This window comes from Desulfocurvus sp. DL1XJH-121 (assembly GCF_054819825.1).
This window is the reverse complement of sequence record NZ_JBTVWW010000005.1, coordinates 64,226-86,696: the sequence shown is the minus strand read 5'-3', so window position 1 is coordinate 86,696 and position 22,471 is coordinate 64,226. Positions and strand designations below refer to the sequence as shown.

Genomic DNA, 22,471 nt, shown 5'->3' with positions numbered 1-22,471 from the left:
GAAGCGGGCCTTTACCCGAACACATCCTTCCCCGCAAGCGAGGACCCCGCCCATGGATTTGAAGCTCCTGGCCACGACCTTCGTGACCCTTTTCCTGGCCGAACTGGGCGACAAGACCCAGCTGGCCTGCATCCTGATGACCGCCAAAACCCAGAAGCCCTGGACCGTCTTCCTGGGCTCGTCCCTGGCCCTGGTCTCCGTGAGTTTCCTGGGCGTGATGTTCGCGGCCTTCATCTGTGACAAGATTCCGGCCGAGATCGTCAAAAAAGGGGCGGCCGCGGCCTTCGTGGTCATCGGCGGCCTGATGTATTTCGATAAAATATAACAGCCCGTCCCGATACGCGATCAACCCCCGCGCCGCACCGCCGCGCGGGGTTATTCCCCGGCCAGGCGCTTCTCCAGTTCCGGGTCCAGGTCCACGCTGAGCGCCGCGAACTCGCGGTCCACGGTCACGGTGCCCGGGCCCGCGCCCTTGACCGAATGCACGTGGCGTACCAGGGCGCAGATCACGTCGGCCCGGGCCTGGCCCGAGGCGAAGCTGCGCAGGGCGGCCAGGGTCGCGGCCTCCCTGAGGCTCGACTCGGGCACCTCCTGGTCCGGGTAGTCGCGCCGGAGCACAGCGTGGGCCCCGGGCCCGCCGCGTGCGTGGAACCAGAGGTCCCAGGCCCGGGCCGAGACCCGCGCCTCGCGGTTGCCCTGGGCGTTCTTGCCGCGCAGGACCAAAAAACCGTCGCTGGTGCGGAACGCGGCCAGCCCCTTGCGTTCCCTGGGCTTGGCCCCGGGCGCGTCCTCGCCCTTCACGGCGCGCACGCGCCGCTGCCCGGCCTCGGGCATGCGCCCGGCCCGCACCTCCTCAAGCATGGCCGCCAGCTCGGCCTCGCGGGAATCCACGAAGGCCAGCCCCCGACGGCCCTTGGCCGCGCGCGCGAACAGGCGCTCCATGTTCCCGGCCACGTTCAGGCGCGGGTCCAGGCGAATGGTGCGCGTGCCGCCATCGGGCAGGGGAACCTCCACCTCTTCGGGGCGCTCCTCCTTGCCGTGGGCGTAGAGCACCCCGCGCAGGGCCTCGCCGTCCTCGGCCAGGGCGGCCATGGCGCGCAGGCGCTCACGGTCGCGGGCCACCGAGGCCAAAGCCTTTTCCAGACGCCTGGCCTCCCGCCCCAGGGCCGCGCGCTCCCCGGCCTCGGCCAGGTCCCGCAAATGCGGGAACAGGGCCATGCGCCCCAGGTGGTCGGCGGCGTCCAGGGCGGCGTCGAACACCTGTTCCGGACGCCCGGCGGCCAGCGCCTCGGGCAGCCGCCAGGCCAGGATCTCGGCCCCCTCGCCCTCGCCGTAGAGGAAGAACCCCGCGCACCCGCCCCGGCGCACCGCGCCCAGCAGCGCCTCGGCCCGGCCCTCGGGCGAGGCCGAAAGCAGCCGCCTCAACGGCGGGGTCAGTTGCGGATACTCGCGCCAGGCCCCGGGACCCCGGGGCACGGCGTCCGGCCAGGCGGGCTCCGCGCCGAAGCCTTCGGGCAGCGCGTCCACGATCTCCGGCTCGGCCACGCAGGACAGGACCAGCCAGCCCTCCTCGCCCCGGGACAGGGGCAGAGCCAGGGCCCGGTCCGGCCAGTGGGTCACGCCCGGGCCCAGCATGCGCCCGGAGAGGCGCTTTCTGAACCACATGCAGCGCGCCGTGGGCCGCTCGGGGTTGGCGGGCTTGTCCGTGGTCAGGAACAGGAGTCCCCCGCGCTGGTCAGCGCGGTTCAGGAGAAACGAACCACCCCCGCTGGTCCGGACCTTGAACGTCCAGACCCCGGGGGCGGGATTGAAGACCTTTTCCACGCGCGCGCCCTCCAGACGGGGGGCCAGCTCGCGCGCCAGGCAACGGAAGAAGTTGGCTTCCATGGGCCGATGCGCCGGGCTAGTCGCCGCGCACCTTCTCCTCTTCTTCCTGCTTGCTCTTGCAGTTGATGCACAGAGTGGTCACGGGGCGGGCCTTGAGGCGCTCCACGCCGATCTCGTCGCCGCATTCCTCGCACTGGCCGAAGGATCCGTCGTCGATGCGGTGCAGGGCCTGCTGGATTTTCTTGATGAGCTTGCGCTCGCGGTCCCGCAGACGCAGGGTGAAGGAGCGATCCGATTCCGCGGTGGCGCGGTCCGCGGGGTCGGCGTAGACCTCGCGGGTTTCGGTCATGTCCTCAATGGTTTCTTCGCCCTTACGCAGGATGTCGTCCAGCATCCCATTCAAATGTTGGCGAAAAAATTCAATGTCCTTGGCATCCATGGGGGACCTCCGTGCAAGACGATAAAATGGCCGGTTTCGGCCGGGTCAACTTGATAGAGTAAGAGCGGTTTTTTAATTCACAACCGCTTGAAAAGTAAAGCCCCAGAGGGTAGTTTGATTTTGTAGGGAAATACCGGGGCCTTAGGATTCAAAAATTTTTCCGCCCTCCGCCCAGGAGGGCCCGCCGGAGAGCCGCGACATGGCGAAGCTCGACGAATCCACCACACAAACGGACATACTGCAAGGGGTGCTGGGCGATTTGCCCGGCTGCGATGCCCTCGCGAGCCGCGCCGTGCTGGGCGGCCACCTGGTGGCCGTGGAGTGCGGCGGCCGAGTGGGCCTGGCCTCGCGCATGGGCTCCCACGGCCTGCCCGCGGCCGATGACGGCGCCGGAAACGACGGCGTCCCCGGCCGGGCCATGGCCGACTGGTTGCTGCGGCCCCCGCCGGGCCGTGGCGAGGGCCGGTCCCTGGGCATGGCCGCCCTCAACGCCCTGCTGCCGCCCCCGGACGGACTGTCCGGGGCCAAGGGCCAGGACCTGATTCTGGACAAGGGCCGGGGCCGCCGGGTGGTGGTGGTGGGGCATTTCCCCTTCGTGGAGCGCATGGGCGACACCTTCGCGGACCTCAAGGTGCTGGAACTCTCGCCCCGCCCCGGGGACCTGGAGGCCTCCCGGGCCGCCGACGTCGTGCCCCGAGCGGACCTGCTGGCCGCCACGGCCACCACGCTCTTGAACGGCACCCTGGCCGGGCTGCTGCGCCTCTGCCGCGCGGACGCCTTCGTGCTCGTGCTGGGCCCAAGCACGCCCTTCGCCCCCTCCCTGTTCGGCTTCGGGGTGGACGCCCTGGCCGGGGCCGTGGTGCGGGACCGCGAGGCGGCCCTGGACGGGGTCAAAAAGGGCTTGCCTTTCAAGGCCCTGCCCGGCACCGAATCCCTGACCTGGACCAGGGTCTGATTTTTTCGCCCTTTCCTGTTGACAGGTTCGGACGACACGGATAGAAACTCACTCGCCTTACGGACAAGCGGGAGTAACTCAGTGGTAGAGTGCAACCTTGCCAAGGTTGAAGTCGCGGGTTCAAATCCCGTCTCCCGCTCCAAGAGCACTGCCGGGCCGGTCACAACCGGCCCTTTCTCTTCCGGAGGCCCGAAGCGGGGTTGCCCCCCGCGTCGGATGACAGTACGCTTCTCGTGGCCCGGTAACCCCGGCACCGCCGGCAAGGTCATTGACAGCGCCAAGTCTCTGGACTATAGGCTCTATTCCTCGGTTCACGGGGCGGCATAGCCAAGTGGTAAGGCAGCGGACTGCAAATCCGCGATTCTCCGGTTCAAATCCGGATGCCGCCTCCACAAGCGGGAGTAACTCAGTGGTAGAGTGCAACCTTGCCAAGGTTGAAGTCGCGGGTTCAAATCCCGTCTCCCGCTCCACAAAAATCAACGCCGGTTGCAGAGCCGGCGTTTTTTTTGCGCCCTGCGGCCAGCGCGCGGCGCAGGCATCGGAGGTCCCAACGTGAACGGCGAAAGCGGCATGAACGACATCCGCCTGGATGCCCCCCTGGACGAACTGCTGGACATGGCCAGATCCCGCTACGAGGTCTGTTTCGAACCCGTGGCCGTGGACGGCGTGTCCCTTGAAATCCTGCAGATCGCCGACATGGCCAAGTACGTGGAGCGCCTGGCCGAAGGCGCGGCCAAGGACGGCCTGGACCTGCCCTTCTGGGCCAGGATCTGGCCCGCGTCCCTGCTTCTGGCGCACACCATCGGCTCCCTGCCCGCCGACCGGGACACCGAACTCCTGGAAATCGGCGCGGGCGTGGGCATCTGCGGGCTGACCGCCGCGGCCAGGGGCATCCGCGCCACCATCACGGACATCAACCCCGACGCCCTGCTCTTCTCGCGGATCAACATCCTGCACAACGGCCTGGGCGGCCTGGCCGAGGCCCGCAAGGCCGACTTCGCCGCCGACCGCCTGGGCAAGCGCTTCCAATACATCTACGGGGCCGAGGTTCTGTACATCGAAAAGCTGCACCGGGGCCTGGTGAAATTCCTGGGCGCGCACCTGCGGCCCGAGGACAAGGCCGAGGTCATCATCTCCAGAGACTGGAAGCGCAAGTCCATCCGGTTCTTCAAGCTGGCCGAGGAGGAATTCCACCTCGATCGGCGGACCATCGGCTGCAAGGCCACCGACGGCGGCGAGACCGAGCGCTACCTCTGCGAGATCATCCGCCTGAAGCCGCGCAAGAAGGTGACCCCGTGATCCGCCTCTCCCCCTGCCCCAAAGCCTACACCACGGACCTGGACAAGGCCGCCTGCCCCGAGCAGACCGTGGCCCGCGTGCGCGCGCTGTTCGAGGCCCGGGGCGGCGACATCCTGGCCGAGACCAGGCGCATCGACACGGGCCGCCTGGGCATCCCGGTGTTCATGTCCGTGACCGGCTCGGGCGCGCGGCGGGTGATGCCCACGCGCAAGCAGATGGGCAAGGGCGCCTCCCCGGCCCAGGCCGAGGCCTCGGCCCTCATGGAGCTCACGGAACGCTACAGCTGGTTCTCCTTCTGGGAGGACGGCGACCTGACCCCGGCCACCTGGTCCGAGGCCCGGGCCCTGTGGCCCGGACAGGTCATGCCCGCGGCCGAGGCGGCCCGCGCCGCCGGGGACGCGGACCTCGCCGAGGAGGACGCGCAGCGCATCCTGGACCTCGCGCCCTGGCGCTTCGCCGAGGCCACCCGCCTGCCCGAAGAACGGGCGGTGCGCGTGCCCCTGGACCTGTTCAAGCGGCTCAACGAATTCAACGGGGCCAGCGCGGGCAACACCTACGAGGAGTCCATCCTCCAGGGCGCGGCCGAGCTGGTGGAGCGCCACGTCTGCGCCCTCGCGGACCGCGAGCGGCCCGAGTTGCCCACCATCGACCCCGCGTCCATCGACGACCCCGTGCTCCTGAAGCTCCTCGCGGCCTTCACGGACAACGGCATCAAGGTCTGGCTCAAGGACATGACCATGGGCATGCCCGCGCCCACGGTGGGCGCCCTGGCCCACGACCCGGCCACCTTCCCGGACAAGAGCGAGATCGTGTTCACGGCGGGCACGGCCGCCTCCCCGGCCAAGGCCGCCATCCGCGCCCTCACCGAGGTGGCCCAACTGGGCGGGGACTTCGAGACCGGGGCCAACTACGAAGCCTCGGGCCTGCCCAAGTTCGCGTCCCCCGAGGACTACCGCTGGCTGACCGAGGGGCCCCTCGCGGCCCTGGACTCCCTGCCGAGCATCGAGGCCGGGGACATCCTGGAGGAACTCACCGCCCTGGCCCGGGGCCTGGAAGACCTGGGGCACCCGCTGTACAGCGTGGCCACCACCCATCCGGACCTGGGCATGCCCGCCAACTACAATTTCGCGCCCGGGCTCTTGTTCCGCGAGCGCACGCCGCGCGCCTGCCTGGGCCTGTTCGTGGGCCGGACCCTGGCCGAGGACCTGCCTCCGGACCAGGCCCTGCAAGGCCTGGACGTCATCGAGAGCGTGTATCCCGGCGCGCCGTTTTTGCCCTTCTACCGGGCCCTGGCCACCCTGCGCGGCGGCGACGCGGCCGGTGCGGCCGGGCTCTTCGCTTTGGCCGAGCCCCTGCAGGAGGACGCCGAGGACAAGGCCCTGGCGGCCTTCTACCAGGCCTACGCCCTGACCAGCGGCGGCGACTTCCAGGGGGCCGTGCCGCACCTGGACAGGGCCATCGCCCACACGGGCGAGGTCAAGGAGTACTTCAACCTGCGCGGGGTGGCGCGCTTCAAGGCCGGAAACTACCTGGCCGCGGCCGAGGATTTCCGCGCCGCCCTGGACCTGGATTCCGGCTCGGCCATGGACCTGGCCAACCTGGGGTTGTGCTACAAGAACCTGGGCCGGGCCGAAGAGGCCCTGCACTGCCTGGCCAGCGCCCTGGAGCTGGACGCAAGCCTGGATTTCGCACGCGCGAACCTGGAGGAACTGCTCGGATCATGAGGCCGGAAACGAGCCGCGCGGGGCACAGGAATTCAACGAATTCCATCCTGAACCCATTGACAAAAAACCGAGCGCGAACATACAATCTGTCCACTTTTTAGGTAACCCCTCTCCAACCGACACAGACTCAAGGAAATGAGCAGCGGAAGCTGCTTCGTTCATAGGCTGCCGGGTTTCCCGGTTTTGTTTGACACAGGTGTGAGGCAGAGATAGAACGACCATTACGTTCAATCAACCTCAAGGAGGACGAGCATGGCTACTGTTGAATTCAAAGGCAAAAGCTTCGACATCGACGAAGACGGGTTCCTTCAGAAATTCGAGGACTGGAGCCCTGAGTGGGTGGAATACGTTCAGGAGTCCGAAGGCATCAAAGAGATGACCGAGGAACATCAGAAGGTTCTGGACTTCCTGCAGGACTACTACAGGAAGAACGGCATCGCCCCCATGGTGCGCATCCTCTCCAAGGTCACCGGCTTCAAGCTGAAGCACATCTACGAGCTGTTCCCCTCCGGCCCCGGCAAGGGCGCCTGCAAAATGGCCGGCCTGCCCAAGCCCACGGGCTGCGTCTGATCCGTATCCGGATTTCGACTGCACGGCGGGGGCTTCGGCTCCCGCTTTTTTTTGCTCTTTTCCCCGCCTATTTCTTGCTCTTTTTGCCGTTCTTGCCGTTGCCCGCGTGCTTGGCCGCCAACCTGCGCTGCTCGTCGAAAAACTTCTCCTTGCGCTTGTCGAAGACCAGGGCCGTCTTGAGCAGGGACACGGACAGGGCCAGCACGCTGACGATGATGATCAGCCCCTTCTGGATGTTCCAGCGCTGCCCCTCGATGAGGTTCGTGAGCCAAGTGTAGTTGTAGTGCTCGGCCACGAACACCGTGGCGGGCGCGCCCAGGAGCGCCAGGCCCAGGCCCACGATCTCCAGCCACATGAAGCTCTTGCCCATGAGCAGCATGAACAGCGTGGCGTCGCGCACGATGCGCAGGGTCACCAGGCGCGAGGACAGGCGCTTGATCTTCTCGTCCACCACCTGGAAGTACTCGTGGCTCAGGCGGAAATTGCGGGCCACCTTGAAGTGCTGCTGCTTGACCCAGTTCAGCTTGGTCACGCAGTAGTTGAAATCCTTGTTGAACTCCCTGAGCGTGCGCGGGAAGGGGAACCAGGATATCTCCTTGTGGATATCCTTCAAGCGGTTGCGGAACTGCTCGGCCTGCTTGCCCAGCACGCCGATCTCCTTGTCCACCCTGTTCTTCAGGGCCTTCTCCACCTTGGACTTGCCCGAGAACAGGCGGTGGAAGACCACGTAGTTCTGGACCTCGGCCAGGGCCAGCACCGCGCTGATCTGGCGCTGGATCTGCTTGTTGAACTCGTGGTCCGCCCCGAACCAGTCCTCCACCTCGGCGGAGAGCTGCTTGAGGCGCTCCGCGCCCTCGGACGCGCCGGCTTCGGCCGCGAGCCAGCGGGAGTGCAGGCTGGCCAGGATGTGCACCACGCCGCGCTCGGCCTCGGGGTCGATGATGATGCGGTTGAAGGCGTTGGGGTCCTCGTCCACGATCTGGTCGATGAGGCCCACGGCGTGCTCGGAGAAGCCCATCTTCACCATGCACACGGCCTGGCGGTACAGGGGCTCGATCCAGGCCGGGCACAGGACGCGGGCCTCCTTGTACAGGGCCATGGCCGCGTCGTAGCGGGACTGGACCTCCAAGGCCCGGGCCTGCAGGTACTTGTGGTACGCGAAATGGATGGGCGAATCGCCCAGGGGCTCGGCCTCCTTCCAGTGGGCCACGGCCCGGTCCAGGTCCCCGCGCTCCAGGGCCAGGAAGCCCTGCAGGGTTTTCCAGGGGTAGTCCCTGGGGTTGCGCATCTCCCCTTCCTTGACCATCTGGTCGGCATGGGAAGCCTCCCCGTCCACCAGCGCGGAATAGGATTTGTACAGGGAATTGGCGTCGGGCGGGGCCAGACGGGTCAGGCCGTCGGGCAGGTCCTTGCCCACGGAGCGCCAGATGAGCGGGGCCGTGCGCAGCTGCGAGGCCGCGTTGATCTCCATCAGGCAGCGCATGATGGTGCCCCCCGGGTCCCCGGAGGTGAGCGCCTTGGACACGCCCCCCACGGGATCGTCCTTGACCTGCTCGCCCAGCTCCGCCAGGGCGTCGTTGATGCCGTCCAGGCCCATCATGGACACGTCGCCCCAGCAGGAGGAGTCCAGGTCGTGCAGCTTGCGCGAGGGGCAGTCCTTTTCCTCGTGGGTGCGCAGCCCGCAGTAGAAGCAGGGCCGCTCCTTGCCCGCCAAAAGGCCCACGGGGATGGTGATGTTCAGGCTGCCCTGCTCGGCCTCGCCGTTCTCCAGGTCCGCCAGATGCACGTAGCACCAGTCCGAGACCTTGCTGCGCTCGAAGCTGTAGCTCACGTCCTTGATGCGGAAGCGCTTGCCCAGCAGGAAGGCCGAGCGGTAGCTCATGTGCGGGAAATCCGGGGCCATCTGGTCCCACTCGATGGGCACCTTGTTGGGCAGTTCCTCGTTGAACTGGTACCCGGCCTTTTCCACGGCCAGCATAACGCTGGGCCAGTAGTGGTGTTCCTCGCTCTCCTCGGCCTTGAGCCTGCGCACCAGGGACAGGACCTCCCGGCACCAGGTGTCCAGGCCCTTGTAGGAGTCCAGGGCGAAGAGCAAAAAGCCCTCGTGCACCATGAACTTGAACTTCAGGCGCTTGAGGATGGTCTCCAGTTCACCGAACAAATTGCGCCAGCCGTCCTGGAAGGCCTTGTCCAGGGGGTTGCCCAGGGGCTTCAGGACGAAGAACCAGCCCAGGGAGGACGGCATGCTGATGCGCGGGTCGCCGTAGAGCTGCAGCCAGGACGCCGGGGCCAGGCCCGTGGCCCGCACCTCCACGGGCTCCAGGGTCAGGCCGGGCAGCCCCTCGGCGTCGGGCCGCACCTTGGGATGCACCCAGACCGAGAACTTCTCCGGCCGCATGGCCTGCTGGCTGTAGAGTTCCGAGGGAATGGACAGGGCCTTTTCCAGCTGGAAGCCGATCATCAGGTTGGTCGGCAGGATCTGGATGAAGACTGGGAGATCGTTCAGGTTGGCCCAGACCTGGAGCCTGGCCGCGCCGTGGAACACGTCCTTGGAATAGAAGAACCACAGGGCCTGGAAGGATTCCTCGGCGATGAGCATGCCCCCGTAGTCGCGCAGGGTCGAGGACACGGCCTCGCTGAGCTCGCCGTTCCAGACGATCCACACGGCGTAGCCCGTGGACGACATCCTGTACTCGTGCAGGGTCGGAAGGTCCTTGAGCAAAGAGGAAAATTTGAGCATGCTTGCCTATCTGCTTGTTGGAAACCTTATCTCAACAGGCCATTCGCAAGGAGGTTGCCATGGACATTTCAAAAACCATCGCCGAACTCAAGACCCACCCCGATTTCGCCAAGAACGTGGGCATGATCCTGGTGCACAACGGGGTGGTGCGCGCCACGTCCCGGGGCGACGGGGCCGAGGTCACGGGCGTGGACGTGCGCCCGGACCACGACAGGATCGCGGCCCTGTGCCGGGAATGCGAACAACGCCCCGGCATCTGGAAGGCCATGGCCCAGGCCGCCTCCGGCCCCTTGAAGCCCGGGGACGACCTGCTGTTCATCATCGTGGCCGGGGACTTCCGCGAGAACGTCAAGCCCGCCCTGGCGGAGCTCCTGGACCGCATCAAGTCCGAGGCCGTGACCAAGACCGAAATCCTGGCCGTCTGACGCCAACCAACTGTGCCATCCGGGGGCCCGGCTGTCATCCCCGGCCCCCCCTCGCGCGTCGGAAACCCGGCACGGGTCACAATGTATTGCAATTCCCGTGCAATATCCATACAAAGCGGCATGCGCATCATCCAAGTCGCCAATGTCCGCTGGTTCAACGCCACCGCCTGGTACGCCCTGTACCTGGCGCGGCTGCTGAACGAGGCCGGGCACGAGTCCCTGGTCCTGGCCCTGCCGGGAACCGAGACCCACGAGAAGGCCCTGGCCTGGGGACTCGACGTGCGCACCCTGCCCCTGAACACCGCGAGCCCCCTGGCCCTGGCCGGGCTGTACCGCGATCTGGCCCGCCTGGTGCGCGAGTTCCGGCCCCAGGCCGTGAACTGCCACCGGGGCGAATCCTTCTGGCTCTGGGGTCTCCTCAGGCGGCGCACGAACGCCTTCCGCTTGGTGCGCACCAGGGGCGACCAGCGCCCGCCCAAGGGCGACCCCGTGAACCGCTGGCTGCACCGCCGCGTGGCCGACGCCGTGGTGGTCACCAACTCCGTGATGCGCGAGCATTTCCGCGCGGCCTTCGGCCTGCCCGGGGACCGGCTGGCCTGCATCCTGGGCGGGGTGGACCGCGAGCGCTTCGCCTTTTCCGCCCCCGGGCGCGAACGGGTGCGCGCGGAGCTGGGCTTCGGCCCGAACGACGTGGTCGTCGGGCTCCTGGGCCGCTTCGACGAGGTCAAGGGCCAGCGGGAACTCATGCACGCCGTGGCGCGCCTGCGCGCCGAGCACGGCAGGAAGGACGTGCGCCTGCTCCTGGCGGGCCTGCCCGACCCCACGCCCCTGGAAACGGTGCGCGGCTGGGCCCGGGAAGCGGGCGTTGATGAGGCCACGGCCGTCGTGGGCAAACGCGGCGACGTGGCCGACCTCATCTCGGCCATGGACCTGGGGGTGATCGCCTCCAAATGGTCCGAGACCATCGCCCGCGCGGCCCTGGAGATCATGTCCTGCGGCGTGCCCCTGGTGGGCACCACCGTGGGCGTGATGCCCGACCTCCTGTCGCCCGGGGCCCTGTTCCCCCCGGCGGACGAGGCGGCCATGGCCGAGACCCTGGCCCGGACCCTCGGGCCCGAGGCGCGGGAGGCCCTGGCCGGGGAGCAGGCCCGCACCATCGGCATCCTCTCGGGCCGGGATTTCCTGGAGCGGACCCTGGCCGTGTACAAGGGAGAAGCGATTTGACTTCCACGCCTTCAGGCGGCCGCATCGCCCTGATGCTGCCCAAGTTCTCCACCTACGGCGGGGCCGAGGGCTTCGCCTTCCGCCTGGCCGAGGCCCTGGCCGCCGACGGCCGCGAAGTCGACTTCCTCTGCTCGCGCCAGGAAGCCCGCGCCCCGGAGGGGGTCCGGCCCGTGATCCTGGGCCGCCCGCCCCTGACCCGCGCCGCCAAGATCGCCTGGTACGCCTTCGCCGCCGAACGGGCGCGCAGGCGCGGGGGCTACGCCCTGTCCATCAGCATGGGCAAGACCCTGCGCCAGGACGTGATGCGCATGAGCGGCGGGCCGCAATCCGTGTTCTGGCGGCTGTCCAGCCGGGCCTACGCCCCGGGCCTGCCGCGCGGCTTCAAGATGCTGCGCCGCCGCCTGTCCCCGTCGGGCAAGCTCATCCAGGCCCTGGAGCGCCGGGCCCTGGAGAGCCAGGAAATCTGCGTCACCGTGTCCCACAGGGTGCGCGACTGGCTCCTGGAGGCCCATCCCTGGCTGGCGGGCCGGGATCTGCGCGTGATCTACAACCGCCCGGACCTGACGCGCTTCACCCCGGCCGACGAGAACCGGCGCCACGAGCTGCGCTGCACCTGGGGCGTCAAGGACGACCAGCGCCTGGTGGTCCTGGCGGGCACCAACTTCGCCCTCAAAGGCCTGGAGCCCACCATCCGCGCCCTGGCGCTCCTGCCCCCGGACGTGCGCCTGTTCGTGGCCGGAGGCCGCAACCCGGGCCGCTACGCGGAGCTGGCCCGCACCCTGGGCCTGGGGGAGAGGGTGCGCTTCCTGGGGCGCGTGCAGAACATGCCCTCCCTGTACCGGGCCTCGGACCTGTTCTGCCTGCCCTCGTTCTACGACACCTGCTCCAACGCCGTGCTCGAGGCCCTGGCCTGCGGCACGCGCGTGATCTCCTCGCGGGACAACGGCTCCAGCCGCTTCCTGCCCGAGCCCTGCGTCATCGGGGACCCCGGGGACCACCAGGCCCTGGCCGCCATGATGGACAGGACCCTGGCCGAACCCCGGCCCCACGGCTTCGCCTGGCCCGACGACGTGCAGGCCGGCCTGGAGCCCTGGCTGGAGCTGGTGCGCGAGCGCCTGGGCTAGCAGGCTGTCCCGAAACAGCAATCTGCTGCGTCGCTACGCCGCTACGCTGCTGCAAAAAATTCAAACCCTCTCGTACAGGGAGTACGCTTCGGTCTTGAATTTTTCTTGCGCCTTGCATCTCGCTATTTTTGAACAGCCTGCGTACCGATGTTTCTTTCATCAATCCGCCAGACCGCTTTCAGGCTCTCGCGCACCGGATTATCGCCGGGCGTTGCCTTGAAGCCCCGGACCGTGCGATACTGTCCACACGGGGATACTTCTTGCATGAGCTTCGCCAGGCCCGCGCGCGTTGCACACGCCGCGCGATAGGAACGACTTAACACGCTGTCTTCATTGGAGAGTCTCGACAAATGCCCCGACGAGCCGCCGTCATCCTTCTGGCGCTGTGCCTCGCGGCCGCCTGCGCCGCCTGTTCGGGAACCAGGACCGCGCGAAAACCCGTGGCCGGGGCTCCGGCCGTGCTCGCCGGGGACCAGGGCTTCAAGGCCTTTGCCGGGGAATACGAAAACACCACCCTGATGGTGAAGCACCCGCCCGCGACCCTGGCGGTGCTGCCCTTCGGCGGCGACCCCACGCAGTGGACCCTGTCCCAGGACTCCGAGGACCCGCGCTCCATGGTCCGCCTGGCCACCTACAACCACATCGCGGCCCTGCCCTTCGGGGACCAGGAGCTGTTCGAGACCGACGCCCGCCTGGCGCCCCTGGAGCTGGACTCCTACGGGGCCGTGTCCGAACTGCTCAAGACCGACCCGGCCCGGCTGCATTCCATCCTCGGCGTGGACGCCGTGGTCATCGGCGAGGTCACGCACTACGACCGCACCTTCGCTGGCATCGTGTCCCAGGCCGCCGTGGGCTGCCGGGTGCGCATGCTGGCCCTGCCCTCGGGCGAGCTGCTCTGGCGCGCGGTGCACGTCAGCCGGGGCTTCGGCGGCGGGGTCTCCATCACCCCCGTGGGCCTGGCCCTGTCCGCCCTGTCGTCGCTGTGGAACCTGCGCGGCGAGCAATTACAACGCGAGACCGACACCCTGTTCCGCGAAATCGCCAGCACCATCCGCGTGCCCGACGCGCGCTCCGGCTCCCTGGCCGCGCCGACCATCGACCTGTTCATGGTCGAGGGCGCGGACGGCGTGCGCCGCGAGGGCGAAGCGCTGATCTTCCGCTTGGCGGGATCCCCCGGGGCCCGGGCCTCGGCCCACCTCTCGGGACGGGGCTTCGCGACGGACGTGGTCCTGCGCCCCGCGCCCCAGGTGGAGCGCCGCGCCCTGCGCGGCCGCCTGCTGGCCGCCCTGGACGAACATTTCCGCGCCTTCGGCACGGCCCCGACCCCCGAGGAACTGGCCGCCGCCCTGCGCGAGCTGGATTCCCTGGAGATTTACCAGGGTGCCTACTACCCCGAATCCGGCGCCCAGGCCCGGGGCGTGTCCGTGCACGGCGTGCTCCTGGGCGCGTCCGGAGGCCGCAGCGTGCGCGCCTACCCGCGCACCGTGTCCGTGGACGCGGCCCCCCCGGCGGCGCCCGAGGGCCTCGAGGCCCAGGCCGCCCACGGCCGCGTGCGCCTGACCTGGGACCCGGTGCGGGACGAGGATCTCGCGGCCTACGAGGTCTGGACCTCCCCGCGCGGGCTCACGGGCTTCAGCCTGGCCGCGCGCAGCGAAAGCCCCGAGGCCGTGCTGGACGGGCTGCCGGACTTCGCGCCCCTGTTCGTTCGCGTCACGGCCCTGGACGCGGCGGGCAACCGCAGCGGGTTCAGCGCCGGGATCAAGACCACGCCCCTGCCCGAGCCCGGGCTGGAGGAGGCCGCGGCCACATCCCCGTTCCTGGAGAGCGCGGTGGACGGCGTGCTGTACCTGCCGCGCGAGTTCTCGCCCTATCTGGTGCGCTCCACCCTCACCGTGCCCCCTGGCTCGGCCCTGCACGCGGCCCCGGGGGTGGTCCTGCGCTTCGCCCAGGGCGCGGGCCTGGTCGTGAAGGGGGAGTTGGCCCTGTGGGGCGAGGCCGAAAACCCCGTGCGCCTGGTGCCCGAAACCCCGGCCTCGCGGCCCGGGTCCTGGGCCGGATTGCGGCTGGACGGCGCGACCCGGGCCCTCGTCAACCACGCCCACATCCTGGGCGCGCGCGTGGGCCTGGCCGTGGCCCATTCGGCCCCGCGCCTGCACGGCGCGGTGATCCGGGCCAGCAGCCAGGCCGGGATGTCCCTGGAGTCCGGCGCCAAGCCCGACGCGGACTGCTGCCTGATCAAGGGCAACGGCGGCATGGGCGGGGTGGTCACCCAGGGCTTCGGCCTGGGCCTGGCCATGCGCCACAGCACTTTCGACGCCAACGCTCCCTTCGACGTGCAGAACTATTCCACCTCGGCCCTGGACCTGCGCAACAACTACTGGACTTCGCCGCACGGGCCGTCCGTACTGGGCCCCAGCCTGCTGGCCCCGGCCCTGGACGCGCCCTGGGCGGGCTGCCCCGCGCCTTGAGGAGACGCCAATGCCTTGCCGTTTTCCGATCCTGTTTTTCCCCGCCTTGCTGGCGTTTCTCATCGTGCTGCCGTTCCTGGCCCTGGCGCAGCCGGGCCCGGACACCAGCGCCATGGAGCGCATCGGCACCATGGGCTACCTGGACTGGCCCGGGGCCCGCGCCGTGGCCGTGGGCCAGGGAACGCCCCCGGCCGGAGCGCCCGACGCGGACCAGGCCCGCGCCCTGGCCCGGGAAACGGCCCTGTTCGTGGCCCGCAGCAACCTGATGCAGGTGCTCCGGCAGGTGCGCGTGGACAAGGACACGCTGCTGGGCGATCTGCTGCTCAAGGACCAGGCGGCCGAGGAGCGCTTCCAGCGCATGGTGCAGCGCGCGCCCGTGGCCGTGGAAAAGATCGTGCAGGGCACCATGGTGCGCGTGATCCTCAGCCTGCCCCTGACCGGGGAGGCGGCCCGGGAGATCGCGCGCCTGGGCGGGGCTCCGGCCCCGGCCCCGGAACCGAAGACGCCCCAGGAGGCCCCCGAAACCGGCCCCACGCCTCCGGCCGCGCCGAGGCCCCCGGCTCCCCAAGCTCCCCAGGCTCCCGAGCCCGCTCCCGGGGCCGCCCCGGTGTTCACCCCCCAGGTCCGGGCCCAGGCCGAGTCGGCCACGGGCCTGGTGCTGGACGCGCGGGGCAGCGGGTTCACGCCGACGCTGAAGCCGCGCCTGGTGCACGGCGGCCAGGTGCTCTACCCGGGCGACGGGGTGGACCACACGGTGGGCACGCGCCAGGGCTTCGTGCGCTACTACCGCGACCTGGCCGAGGCCCAGCAGAGCGCCTCGGCGGGCACCGCGCCCCTGGTGGTGCGCGCCAGCGCCCAGGGCGGGGACCTGGCGGTCTCCGACGCGGACGCGGAGTTCATCAGGGCCGTGCTGACGCGCGAGAACAACTTCCTGGACCAGTGCCGGGTGGTCGTCGTATTCTGACCCGGCCATGGTCAAGCCCCCTCGCACACAGCACACAGCAACGCACCGCGCCTACCGCGCCGGGGTGCATCCCGCCGGCGGCGAAACCGCCTTCCAGGTGGTCGTGGAGGAGACGGACCTGCTGGTTGTGGCCCGCAGCGACCTGTCCCGCGAGGCGGCCCGGTGCGTGGCCGAGCTGCGCGGACAGATCAAGGCGGCCATGGCCCTGACCCCGGCCTTCGGCGCGAGCCTCGTTCCCGTGGCCGTGCCCGAAACTTCGCCCCCGGTGGTGCGCGCCATGGCCGAGGCCGGGGCCGCGTGCGACGTGGGCCCCATGGCCGCCGTGGCCGGGACCATCGCGGAGTTCACGGCCCGCGCCCTCGTGGGCCGCAGCCCGGACATCCTGGTGGAGAACGGGGGCGACCTGTATCTCTGCTCCACCCGGCCCCGGGTGGCCGCCATCCTCTCGGACCCGTCCGGGAGCGCGCGCCTGGGCGTGGCCCTGGGAACGGAGGACTTCCCCTGCTCCCTGTGCGCCTCCTCGGCCAGCATCGGGCATTCCCTGTCACTGGGCCAGGGCGACCTGGTGGTGGCCCGGGCACGGAGCGGCGCCCTGGCCGACGCCGCGGCCACGGCCCTGTGCAACCTCTTACGCGACGCCCGGGACCTGACGCGGGTCACGGACGCGGCCGAGGAGATGGGCCTGGACGGAGTCTTCGCCCAATGCGCCGGGCGCATCGCGGTCTGGGGAAAGATGGAATTGGTAGCGGTGGAATAGCGGGCCGCCCCAAAGGGGCAATCTGCTTCGTCAACAAAAAAATCCAGACCGCTTATGTATACATAATACACTACGCGTCCTGGATTTTTTCGCTTCCTCGCATCTCACTCCTTTGGATCGGCCTACGGGAAAGGATTTCTTTCAATACGCCAAGGTCAACCCTTGAGAACCTCGTCCCTGGGCCCCATGGCCGTGACCCGGCCCTGGGCCAGGATCATGGCCTTGCCCACGCAGGCAGGGATCTCCTCGGGCCTGTGGGTGATGACCACCAGGGTCGCGCCCGAGGCGGCCAGGGCGTCCAGGTCCGCGAGGAACCCCTGGCGCGAGGCCGCGTCCAGCCCCGCCGAAGGCTCGTCCAGGATGAGCAGCTCGGGCCGCGTGACCAGGGCCCGGGCGATGACCAGCCGCCGTATCTGCCCGTAGGACAGGCTGCGCACGGGCCGCTCCTCGAATCCCGCCATGTTGGCCAGGGCCATGCATTCGCGGGCCCGCGCGGCCTGCTCCTCGCTGACCCGGTCGTAGAGCCCCACGCTGGAAAAGAAGCCCGAGGCCACGAGGTCCAGGGCGCTGATGTTGTAGCGGTACCCGGCCTGCAGCTCCGGGGAGACCAGGCCGATGCGCTTGCGTAGCTCCCAGACGTTGACCCCCTCGCTCCGGCCGAACCAGGACACCCGGCCCGTGCTGGGCCGCAGCGCGGCCATGGCCAGGGCCGCCAGGGTGCTCTTGCCCGCCCCGTTGTCCCCCAGCACCGCCCAATGCTCGCCCCGGCGCACGGTCCAGTCCACGTCGTCGAGGGCCGCGCGACCGCCGCGCAGCACCGTGACTCCCCGCATGTCGATGATGACCGCCCCCGGCTCCACGGCCGGGACGGACGGACCAACCACGGGCGCGGCCCCGGAATCGGGCTCGCCCAGGATGGCGCGGGCCGGGCCGCTGCGCGCCACGGCCCCGTTCTCCAGCACGGCCGCGTGGGTCAGGAAGGCGGGGAACTCCTCCATGTAATGCGTGGACAGCACGATCTGCGTGCCGCGCGCGGCCTCGCGGGCCAGGGCCTCCAGGATGCGCGCGCGCATGCGGCGGTCCAGGCCCTCCAGGGCCTCGTCCAGCATGAGCACCCGGGGCTCGCGCACCAGGGCCCGGGCGATGTGCGCCAGCCGGGCCTGGCCCCGGGACATCTCCAGGACGTTGCGGTCCGCCAGGTCCTCGGCCCCCAGGCGCCGGAACTGGGCGCGGGCCCGGGCGCGGACCTCGGGGCCGGGTTCGCCCCACAGAGCCAGGGTGTCCAGGATGCCTGTGCAGACCAGCTCCTCGCCGCTGTAGCCCCGGTCCGAACGCACCCAGGCGTCCTGGTCGTCGCTGGAGATCAGCGCCACGCGCTCCCGGGCGTCCAGGGCGCTGGTGGTGGGGCCGTGGCCGAAATCCCATACGCGCTTGGCCCCATGGCCGAAGGGATGGCCCTGGGCGGGGTGCAGTTCCCCGCGCGCCAAGCGCATGAGGGTGGTCTTGCCGGCCCCGTTGGAGCCCAGCAGCGCCCAGTGCTGGCCGGGCAGCAGATCCCAGGTCGCGTCGCGCAGGGCGTAGCCCCGGCCCAGGCGCACGCAGCAGTGTTCGATATGGATGAGCGGAGCAGACATGGCCGGGGTTGTAGCCCGCCTCGAACGGGAAGCCAAGACCCGGATTTCCTCCCGCATCCGGCTAGGCAGGCGCTCCGGCCTCTGGTAGGCTCCGGCCCATGCTTGCCCACATCCCCGCCGCCCTGCTCCGCGCCCTGCTGCCCGCCGCCGCCCTCGCCGCCACGCTGGCGGGCTGCATGCCGTCCACGGACGCCCCCTTCAGCTTCGACACCGCGAGCATCGAGGAGCGCCTGCTGGCCGAAAGCTCCGACGCGGACATCCTGGACAAGGGCGTGGAGCTGTTCCGCGCCGGGCAGTACGACGCGGCGGCGCGCCGCCTGGGCGTCCTGGCCGCGCGCAATCCCCACGATTTCGAGGCCGTGGCCCGCCTGGGCCTGGCCCTGTGGTTCAACGGACGCCCCGGGGAGACCACGGCCCTGTGGCAAGGATTCTCCTCGCCGGGGCACCCGGAGCGGGAAGCCGTGCTGCGCGCGCGCGCCGAGGGGCTCGGGCTGCTGGCGGACAGGCTGCGCGCCCGGCGCATGCTGGAGGATTTCCAGCGCGGCGTCCTGGCCCGGGCCGTGCCCGGCACCGTGGCCGTGCTCGCCGCGCCTCCCGGGGACGGGGAGCGCGACCCGGGAGCGCCGCGCCTGGACCTGGGCCTCGAACACGTCCTGCTCCGGGCCCTGGACCAGAACGGCCCCCTGCGCCCGGCCCCGGGAGGCCTGGTGGACGCCCTCAGGGCCGAGGCGGGCAAGGACCGGCGCCCCGGCGGCCCCTTGCGCCTGGCGCGCATCCTGGGCGCGGAATACTCCCTGGCCCTGTCCTGCCGGACGCCCCGGGAGGCCCCTGAGATCCTGCGCACCCGGCTCACGGTCCAGGCCACCGAGGCCATGGCCCTGCGCGCCCTGCGCCTGCACAAGGAGCTTGAGGACGCTCGAGGGGCGCGCATGCTGGCCGAGTCCGACGTCGAGACCCTGGCCGTGCGGCGCGGGCGCTGCGCCGAGGCCCTGGCCTACTACCGCAACAGGGAGCGCCAGGGCGAACTGGTGGCCCTGCGGGACAGGGAGGCGGCCGTCGTCTCCCGCCTGAACCGCGAGGGGGACGCGCCCGGGGCCCTGGCCGCCATCAAGCGCTACCACCTGGCCGAAGAGGCCCTGGCCGAAGTCCAGGCCCGCATCAGGGAATACGAACGCCGGGCCGTGCCCTCCCTGGACGAGGCCGGCCGCTCCACGGCCCGGGCCTTCGACGACCTGGCCCGGCACCTGGACGGCCGCCTGGAACAGGCCTCCGCTCGCCTGGACGCGGCCAGAAGGCGCGAGGCACACATCGGCGACCTGGCCGCCGTGGACTGGCGCGCGCAGCGCAGCGAGGAATTCGACCTGCCCCTGGCCTACCTGTCCCGCTGGCCCGGGCTGGCCGTCGCGGCCCTGGCCCGTCTCGCCGGGGTTCCGGCCCCGGAGGCCCCGGGCCAGGAGGCCCCGGGCCCGGAGGCCCTGGCCGTGCTGCATCTGGGCCTGCGCGCCCGGGAGGACGGGGAATACGACCTGGCCCGGAGCCTGTTCCGATCGGCCGGGATCGCCGACGCGCCCACGCATCCCGGCCTGGGCTTCGACCTGCTGCGCCTGGCGGACCTGCCCCCGGACGAACTGGCCGCGCGCCTGGAGCGCACGATCCTGCGCGACCCCGGCGACGCGGGCTGGGAGGACTAGGCGTGCGCCCCTGCCCCCTCGTCCAGGTGGCCGGAGTCCACGACGCGGACGAGGCCCTGGCCCTGGCCCGGCTGGGCGTGGACTCCGTGGGCCTGCCCCTGCGCCTGGCCGTGCACGCCCCGGACTGCACCGAGGCCGAGGCCGCGCGCATCGTGGCCGCCCTGCCCCCGGGGGTGCTCGGCGTGTGCATCACCTACGCCCGGGACCCGGCGGAGGTGGACGAACTTTGCACCGCCCTGGGCGCGGGCGGGGTGCAGATCCACGCGGACCCGCCCCTGCCCGCCCTGGCCGAGCTGCGCCGTCGCAGGCCGGACCTGTACCTCATAAAAAGCGTCATCGTGCCCCCCGACCCGGGTCCCCGCGCCCGGCGCGAGCTGGAGGCCCGTGCACTGGCCCTGGCCCCACACTGCGACGCCCTGCTCACGGACACCGCCGACCCCGCCAGCGCGGCCACGGGCGCCACGGGCCTGACCCACGACTGGGAGGTCAGCCGCCGCCTGGCGGAAATCTCTCCCCGGCCCCTGATCCTGGCCGGGGGCCTGAACCCGGGCAATATCCGCGAGGCCATCCTCACCGTGCGCCCGGCCGGGGTGGACGCGCACACCGGCCTGGAGGGCCCGGACGGGCGCAAGGACCCGCGCCTCGTGGCCGCCTTCGTCGCCCGGGCCCGCGAGGCCTTCGCCTCTTTGGGCCGCCCGTTGCCCCCGGCGCGGGATTGAGGCATGGTCGCTACTGATCCAGCCCCGCAAACCAGGGAGCCGCCGTGAACAGGGACCAGACCGGCGAACGCCTCTACAGCATCGAAAACGTGGCCTTCGGCGCCCGCAGCACCGAGCTGGCCTGGACCTTCCTGCGGCCCTACGACGAGGTCTGGGACGCGGTGAACAGCGCGGCCATCCTCCTGGGCCTGACCGTGGTCAGCGCCGACAGACGGGTTGGGCTCTCCGTAGCCAAACCCCCGTTCTCCCTGCTCAACGTGGGCCGCCGCGTGGCCTTCACCTTCGCGCGCAGCGGCGGGGACCGGACCCTGGTGCGCGCCACCCTGCTGCACGGGATCATGAGCCTGCAAAGCCGCCGCGCGCGCCAGCAGTCCCTGGACGTCGTGTTCCGCGCAGCCCTGGCCGAGCTGAACCGATCCGCCCCCAGCGCGGAGCCCGCCCCCCCGGCCCCGCCGAAGCCCCGCGAGGAAGCGCGGCGCGAGGCCCAGCCCTCCCCTCGGCCTATGCCCGACGCGCAAGGCGGCGCGCCAGGCGATTCCGGCCCGCACGCTCCCGCCGGGGACGAGCCCGCCCCGGACCTGCGCGCCATGGACTTCAGCCGGGCGGACTGGGACAGCCTGCCCCTGACCCCGCCCCGGGGGGCGGACTCGTCACAATTCCGTCACCTCCCCCCCGGGCGCGAGCCCCTGCGCCTGGGGCGCACCATCGGTTGGTTCCTCCTGGGCACGGGCATCGCACTGGCGGCCTATGCCCTGGGCGGCGGCCTCTCGTTCCTGTGGCGCTAAGCAATTTCCATATCCATCTCGACTCTAGAACGACATCTGGAACAAACAATCCCCTGTTATTCGACTGATTTTCAATCCACAGGCTGAATTATTGGCAGACCTGTTGCACGGGATTTTGAAAAACAATATAATGCGCGAGGGGGAATGCGCGAAACCGGGATGATCCGCTTTCGCCGCATCGCATTTCGAGGGGGATACATGGAGACTGCTCACGCGCCTGGTGACGTCAAGCTCTACGATCTGGTGGACGTCACCGACCCAGCCGCACTGCTCAATGAAGTTCACATTACTCTGGAGATGATGCTCCCGGGCTTCGACTCGGGGTTCATGGACGCGGCCTTCGCCGACACCATTCGCCTCTTCAAGGGCGAATTCCCGGGGTTCCGCTCCAGCACCACCAGGTACCACAACCTGCAGCACACGCTGGAGGTCTTCCTGTGCGCCGCCCGGCTGCTGCACGGGGCCTTCGCCAGCGGCATCCGCATCTCGCCGCGCCTGGCCGAGATGACCCTGGTCAGCGCCCTGTTCCACGACACGGGCCTGATCCAGGAGGAGGACGACCTCGAGGGCACGGGCGCCAAATACACCGTAGGCCACGAAAACCGCAGCGTGGCCTTCCTCAAGGACTACTTCCACAAGGCCGACCGCCCGGGGTTCGACATCCACGACGCCTCGCGCATGATCGAGGCCACCTGCCTGGGACTGGACGCCGAGGAAATTCCCTACGGCGGGGACCAGACCCGCTTCTGCGCCCAGGTCCTGGCCACCGCCGACCTGCTGGCCCAGATGGCGGACCGCGAATATCTGGAAAAGCTGCTGCTGTTGTACCTGGAGTTCGCCGAGGCGGGCCTGCCCTACGAATCGCCCCACGACCTTCTGGAAAAGACCCACGGGTTCTACGACATGATGGCCAGCCGCATGGACGGGCCCCTGGGCGGGATCAGGAAATTCGCCGCCGCGCACTTTTCCGCGCGCTGGGACATCCCCGAGGACTTGTATGACAAGTCCATCGAAGCTAACATGAGTTATCTGTACCAGGTCATCGACACGGGTCGTGACCGCTATTTCGACAAGCTCAAACGCGGCGGCATCGTACAGCGCATCGTCCCGCTTCTCTGAGGCCCCC

General features: G+C 69.9%; 19 protein-coding genes and 3 tRNA genes. 18 read left to right on the top strand and 4 right to left on the bottom strand.

Annotated features, from left to right (window positions below; genetic code table 11):
- Nucleotides 1-52 precede the first annotated feature (52 nt).
- The gene (locus tag ACYYG1_RS05280) at nucleotides 53-325 is read left to right on the top strand and encodes a TMEM165/GDT1 family protein (RefSeq protein WP_461209240.1); all 273 of its coding nucleotides are present in this window, start codon (nucleotides 53-55) and stop codon (nucleotides 323-325) included.
- 50 nt (nucleotides 326-375) lie between these two features.
- Here ACYYG1_RS05280 and ACYYG1_RS05275 read toward each other — a convergent pair whose 3' ends face one another.
- Nucleotides 376-1,887: an NFACT RNA binding domain-containing protein gene (locus ACYYG1_RS05275; RefSeq protein WP_461209239.1), complete on the bottom strand. Its 1,512-nt coding sequence runs from the start codon at nucleotides 1,885-1,887 to the stop codon at nucleotides 376-378.
- A gap of 16 nt (nucleotides 1,888-1,903) precedes the next feature.
- Complete coding sequence (dksA, locus tag ACYYG1_RS05270; RefSeq protein ID WP_461209238.1) at nucleotides 1,904-2,266, bottom strand: RNA polymerase-binding protein DksA; 363 nt, start codon at nucleotides 2,264-2,266, stop codon at nucleotides 1,904-1,906.
- A gap of 199 nt (nucleotides 2,267-2,465) precedes the next feature.
- On the opposite strand from dksA, the gene ACYYG1_RS05265 reads away from it, so the two are divergent.
- The 7 genes from ACYYG1_RS05265 to ACYYG1_RS05235 all read left to right on the top strand — a co-directional run bounded on the left by ACYYG1_RS05265 (nucleotide 2,466) and on the right by ACYYG1_RS05235 (nucleotide 6,814).
- Nucleotides 2,466-3,221: a Rossmann-like domain-containing protein gene (locus ACYYG1_RS05265; protein ID WP_461209237.1), complete on the top strand. Its 756-nt coding sequence runs from the start codon at nucleotides 2,466-2,468 to the stop codon at nucleotides 3,219-3,221.
- 67 nt (nucleotides 3,222-3,288) lie between these two features.
- A tRNA-Gly gene (locus ACYYG1_RS05260) sits at nucleotides 3,289-3,363 on the top strand.
- A gap of 175 nt (nucleotides 3,364-3,538) precedes the next feature.
- Nucleotides 3,539-3,613: transfer RNA gene (locus ACYYG1_RS05255), tRNA-Cys, on the top strand.
- Nucleotides 3,614-3,616: 3 nt separating this feature from the next.
- Nucleotides 3,617-3,691, top strand: a tRNA-Gly gene (locus tag ACYYG1_RS05250).
- Nucleotides 3,692-3,773: 82 nt separating this feature from the next.
- Nucleotides 3,774-4,520 carry a class I SAM-dependent methyltransferase gene (locus tag ACYYG1_RS05245; protein WP_461209236.1) on the top strand — a complete coding sequence of 249 codons (747 nt, stop codon included), beginning with the start codon at nucleotides 3,774-3,776 and terminating at the stop codon, nucleotides 4,518-4,520.
- A complete protein-coding gene (locus ACYYG1_RS05240; RefSeq protein ID WP_461209235.1) occupies nucleotides 4,517-6,244 on the top strand; it encodes a YcaO-like family protein in 1,728 nt (575 codons plus the stop codon). Before ACYYG1_RS05245 ends, ACYYG1_RS05240 begins: the two co-directional genes overlap by 4 nt.
- Before the next feature lie 252 nt (nucleotides 6,245-6,496).
- Nucleotides 6,497-6,814, top strand: a complete 318-nt coding sequence (locus ACYYG1_RS05235) for a TusE/DsrC/DsvC family sulfur relay protein (protein ID WP_461209234.1) — start codon at nucleotides 6,497-6,499, stop codon at nucleotides 6,812-6,814.
- Between the two features lie 67 nt (nucleotides 6,815-6,881).
- On the opposite strand, the gene ACYYG1_RS05230 is transcribed toward ACYYG1_RS05235, so the two are convergent.
- A complete protein-coding gene (locus ACYYG1_RS05230) occupies nucleotides 6,882-9,554 on the bottom strand; it encodes a tetratricopeptide repeat protein (RefSeq protein ID WP_461209233.1) in 2,673 nt (890 codons plus the stop codon).
- Nucleotides 9,555-9,613: 59 nt separating this feature from the next.
- On the opposite strand from ACYYG1_RS05230, the gene ACYYG1_RS05225 reads away from it, so the two are divergent.
- The 6 genes from ACYYG1_RS05225 to ACYYG1_RS05200 all read left to right on the top strand — a co-directional run bounded on the left by ACYYG1_RS05225 (nucleotide 9,614) and on the right by ACYYG1_RS05200 (nucleotide 16,516).
- The gene (locus ACYYG1_RS05225; RefSeq protein ID WP_461209232.1) at nucleotides 9,614-9,979 is read left to right on the top strand and encodes a molybdenum cofactor biosynthesis protein MoaE; all 366 of its coding nucleotides are present in this window, start codon (nucleotides 9,614-9,616) and stop codon (nucleotides 9,977-9,979) included.
- Between the two features lie 120 nt (nucleotides 9,980-10,099).
- Nucleotides 10,100-11,203 carry a glycosyltransferase gene (locus ACYYG1_RS05220; RefSeq protein WP_461209231.1) on the top strand — a complete coding sequence of 368 codons (1,104 nt, stop codon included), beginning with the start codon at nucleotides 10,100-10,102 and terminating at the stop codon, nucleotides 11,201-11,203.
- Nucleotides 11,200-12,327: a glycosyltransferase family 4 protein gene (locus ACYYG1_RS05215; RefSeq protein WP_461209230.1), complete on the top strand. Its 1,128-nt coding sequence runs from the start codon at nucleotides 11,200-11,202 to the stop codon at nucleotides 12,325-12,327. The genes ACYYG1_RS05220 and ACYYG1_RS05215 overlap by 4 nt, the downstream gene beginning before the upstream one ends.
- 350 nt (nucleotides 12,328-12,677) lie before the next feature.
- Nucleotides 12,678-14,795, top strand: coding sequence for a hypothetical protein (locus ACYYG1_RS05210; RefSeq protein WP_461209229.1), 2,118 nt, complete (start codon nucleotides 12,678-12,680; stop codon nucleotides 14,793-14,795).
- A gap of 10 nt (nucleotides 14,796-14,805) precedes the next feature.
- On the top strand, nucleotides 14,806-15,759 hold the full coding sequence (locus tag ACYYG1_RS05205; protein ID WP_461209228.1) for a hypothetical protein: 954 nt from the start codon (nucleotides 14,806-14,808) through the stop codon (nucleotides 15,757-15,759).
- 7 nt (nucleotides 15,760-15,766) lie between these two features.
- The gene (locus tag ACYYG1_RS05200) at nucleotides 15,767-16,516 is read left to right on the top strand and encodes a UPF0280 family protein (RefSeq protein WP_461209227.1); all 750 of its coding nucleotides are present in this window, start codon (nucleotides 15,767-15,769) and stop codon (nucleotides 16,514-16,516) included.
- Nucleotides 16,517-16,671: 155 nt separating this feature from the next.
- Here the strand turns inward: ACYYG1_RS05200 and ACYYG1_RS05195 are convergent, their stop codons facing one another.
- On the bottom strand, nucleotides 16,672-18,150 hold the full coding sequence (locus tag ACYYG1_RS05195) for an ATP-binding cassette domain-containing protein (protein WP_461209226.1): 1,479 nt from the start codon (nucleotides 18,148-18,150) through the stop codon (nucleotides 16,672-16,674).
- A gap of 98 nt (nucleotides 18,151-18,248) precedes the next feature.
- Here ACYYG1_RS05195 and ACYYG1_RS05190 point away from each other — a divergent pair, with 98 nt between their 5' ends.
- From ACYYG1_RS05190 to ACYYG1_RS05175, 4 genes are all read left to right on the top strand, one after another.
- Nucleotides 18,249-19,841, top strand: a complete 1,593-nt coding sequence (locus ACYYG1_RS05190; RefSeq protein ID WP_461209225.1) for a hypothetical protein — start codon at nucleotides 18,249-18,251, stop codon at nucleotides 19,839-19,841.
- A gap of 2 nt (nucleotides 19,842-19,843) precedes the next feature.
- Nucleotides 19,844-20,560 carry a phosphoribosylanthranilate isomerase gene (locus ACYYG1_RS05185; protein ID WP_461209224.1) on the top strand — a complete coding sequence of 239 codons (717 nt, stop codon included), beginning with the start codon at nucleotides 19,844-19,846 and terminating at the stop codon, nucleotides 20,558-20,560.
- A 44-nt stretch (nucleotides 20,561-20,604) separates the two neighbouring features.
- A complete protein-coding gene (locus tag ACYYG1_RS05180) occupies nucleotides 20,605-21,345 on the top strand; it encodes a hypothetical protein (protein WP_461209223.1) in 741 nt (246 codons plus the stop codon).
- A 198-nt stretch (nucleotides 21,346-21,543) separates the two neighbouring features.
- Complete coding sequence (locus tag ACYYG1_RS05175; protein ID WP_461209222.1) at nucleotides 21,544-22,464, top strand: HD domain-containing protein; 921 nt, start codon at nucleotides 21,544-21,546, stop codon at nucleotides 22,462-22,464.
- Nucleotides 22,465-22,471 lie beyond the last annotated feature (7 nt).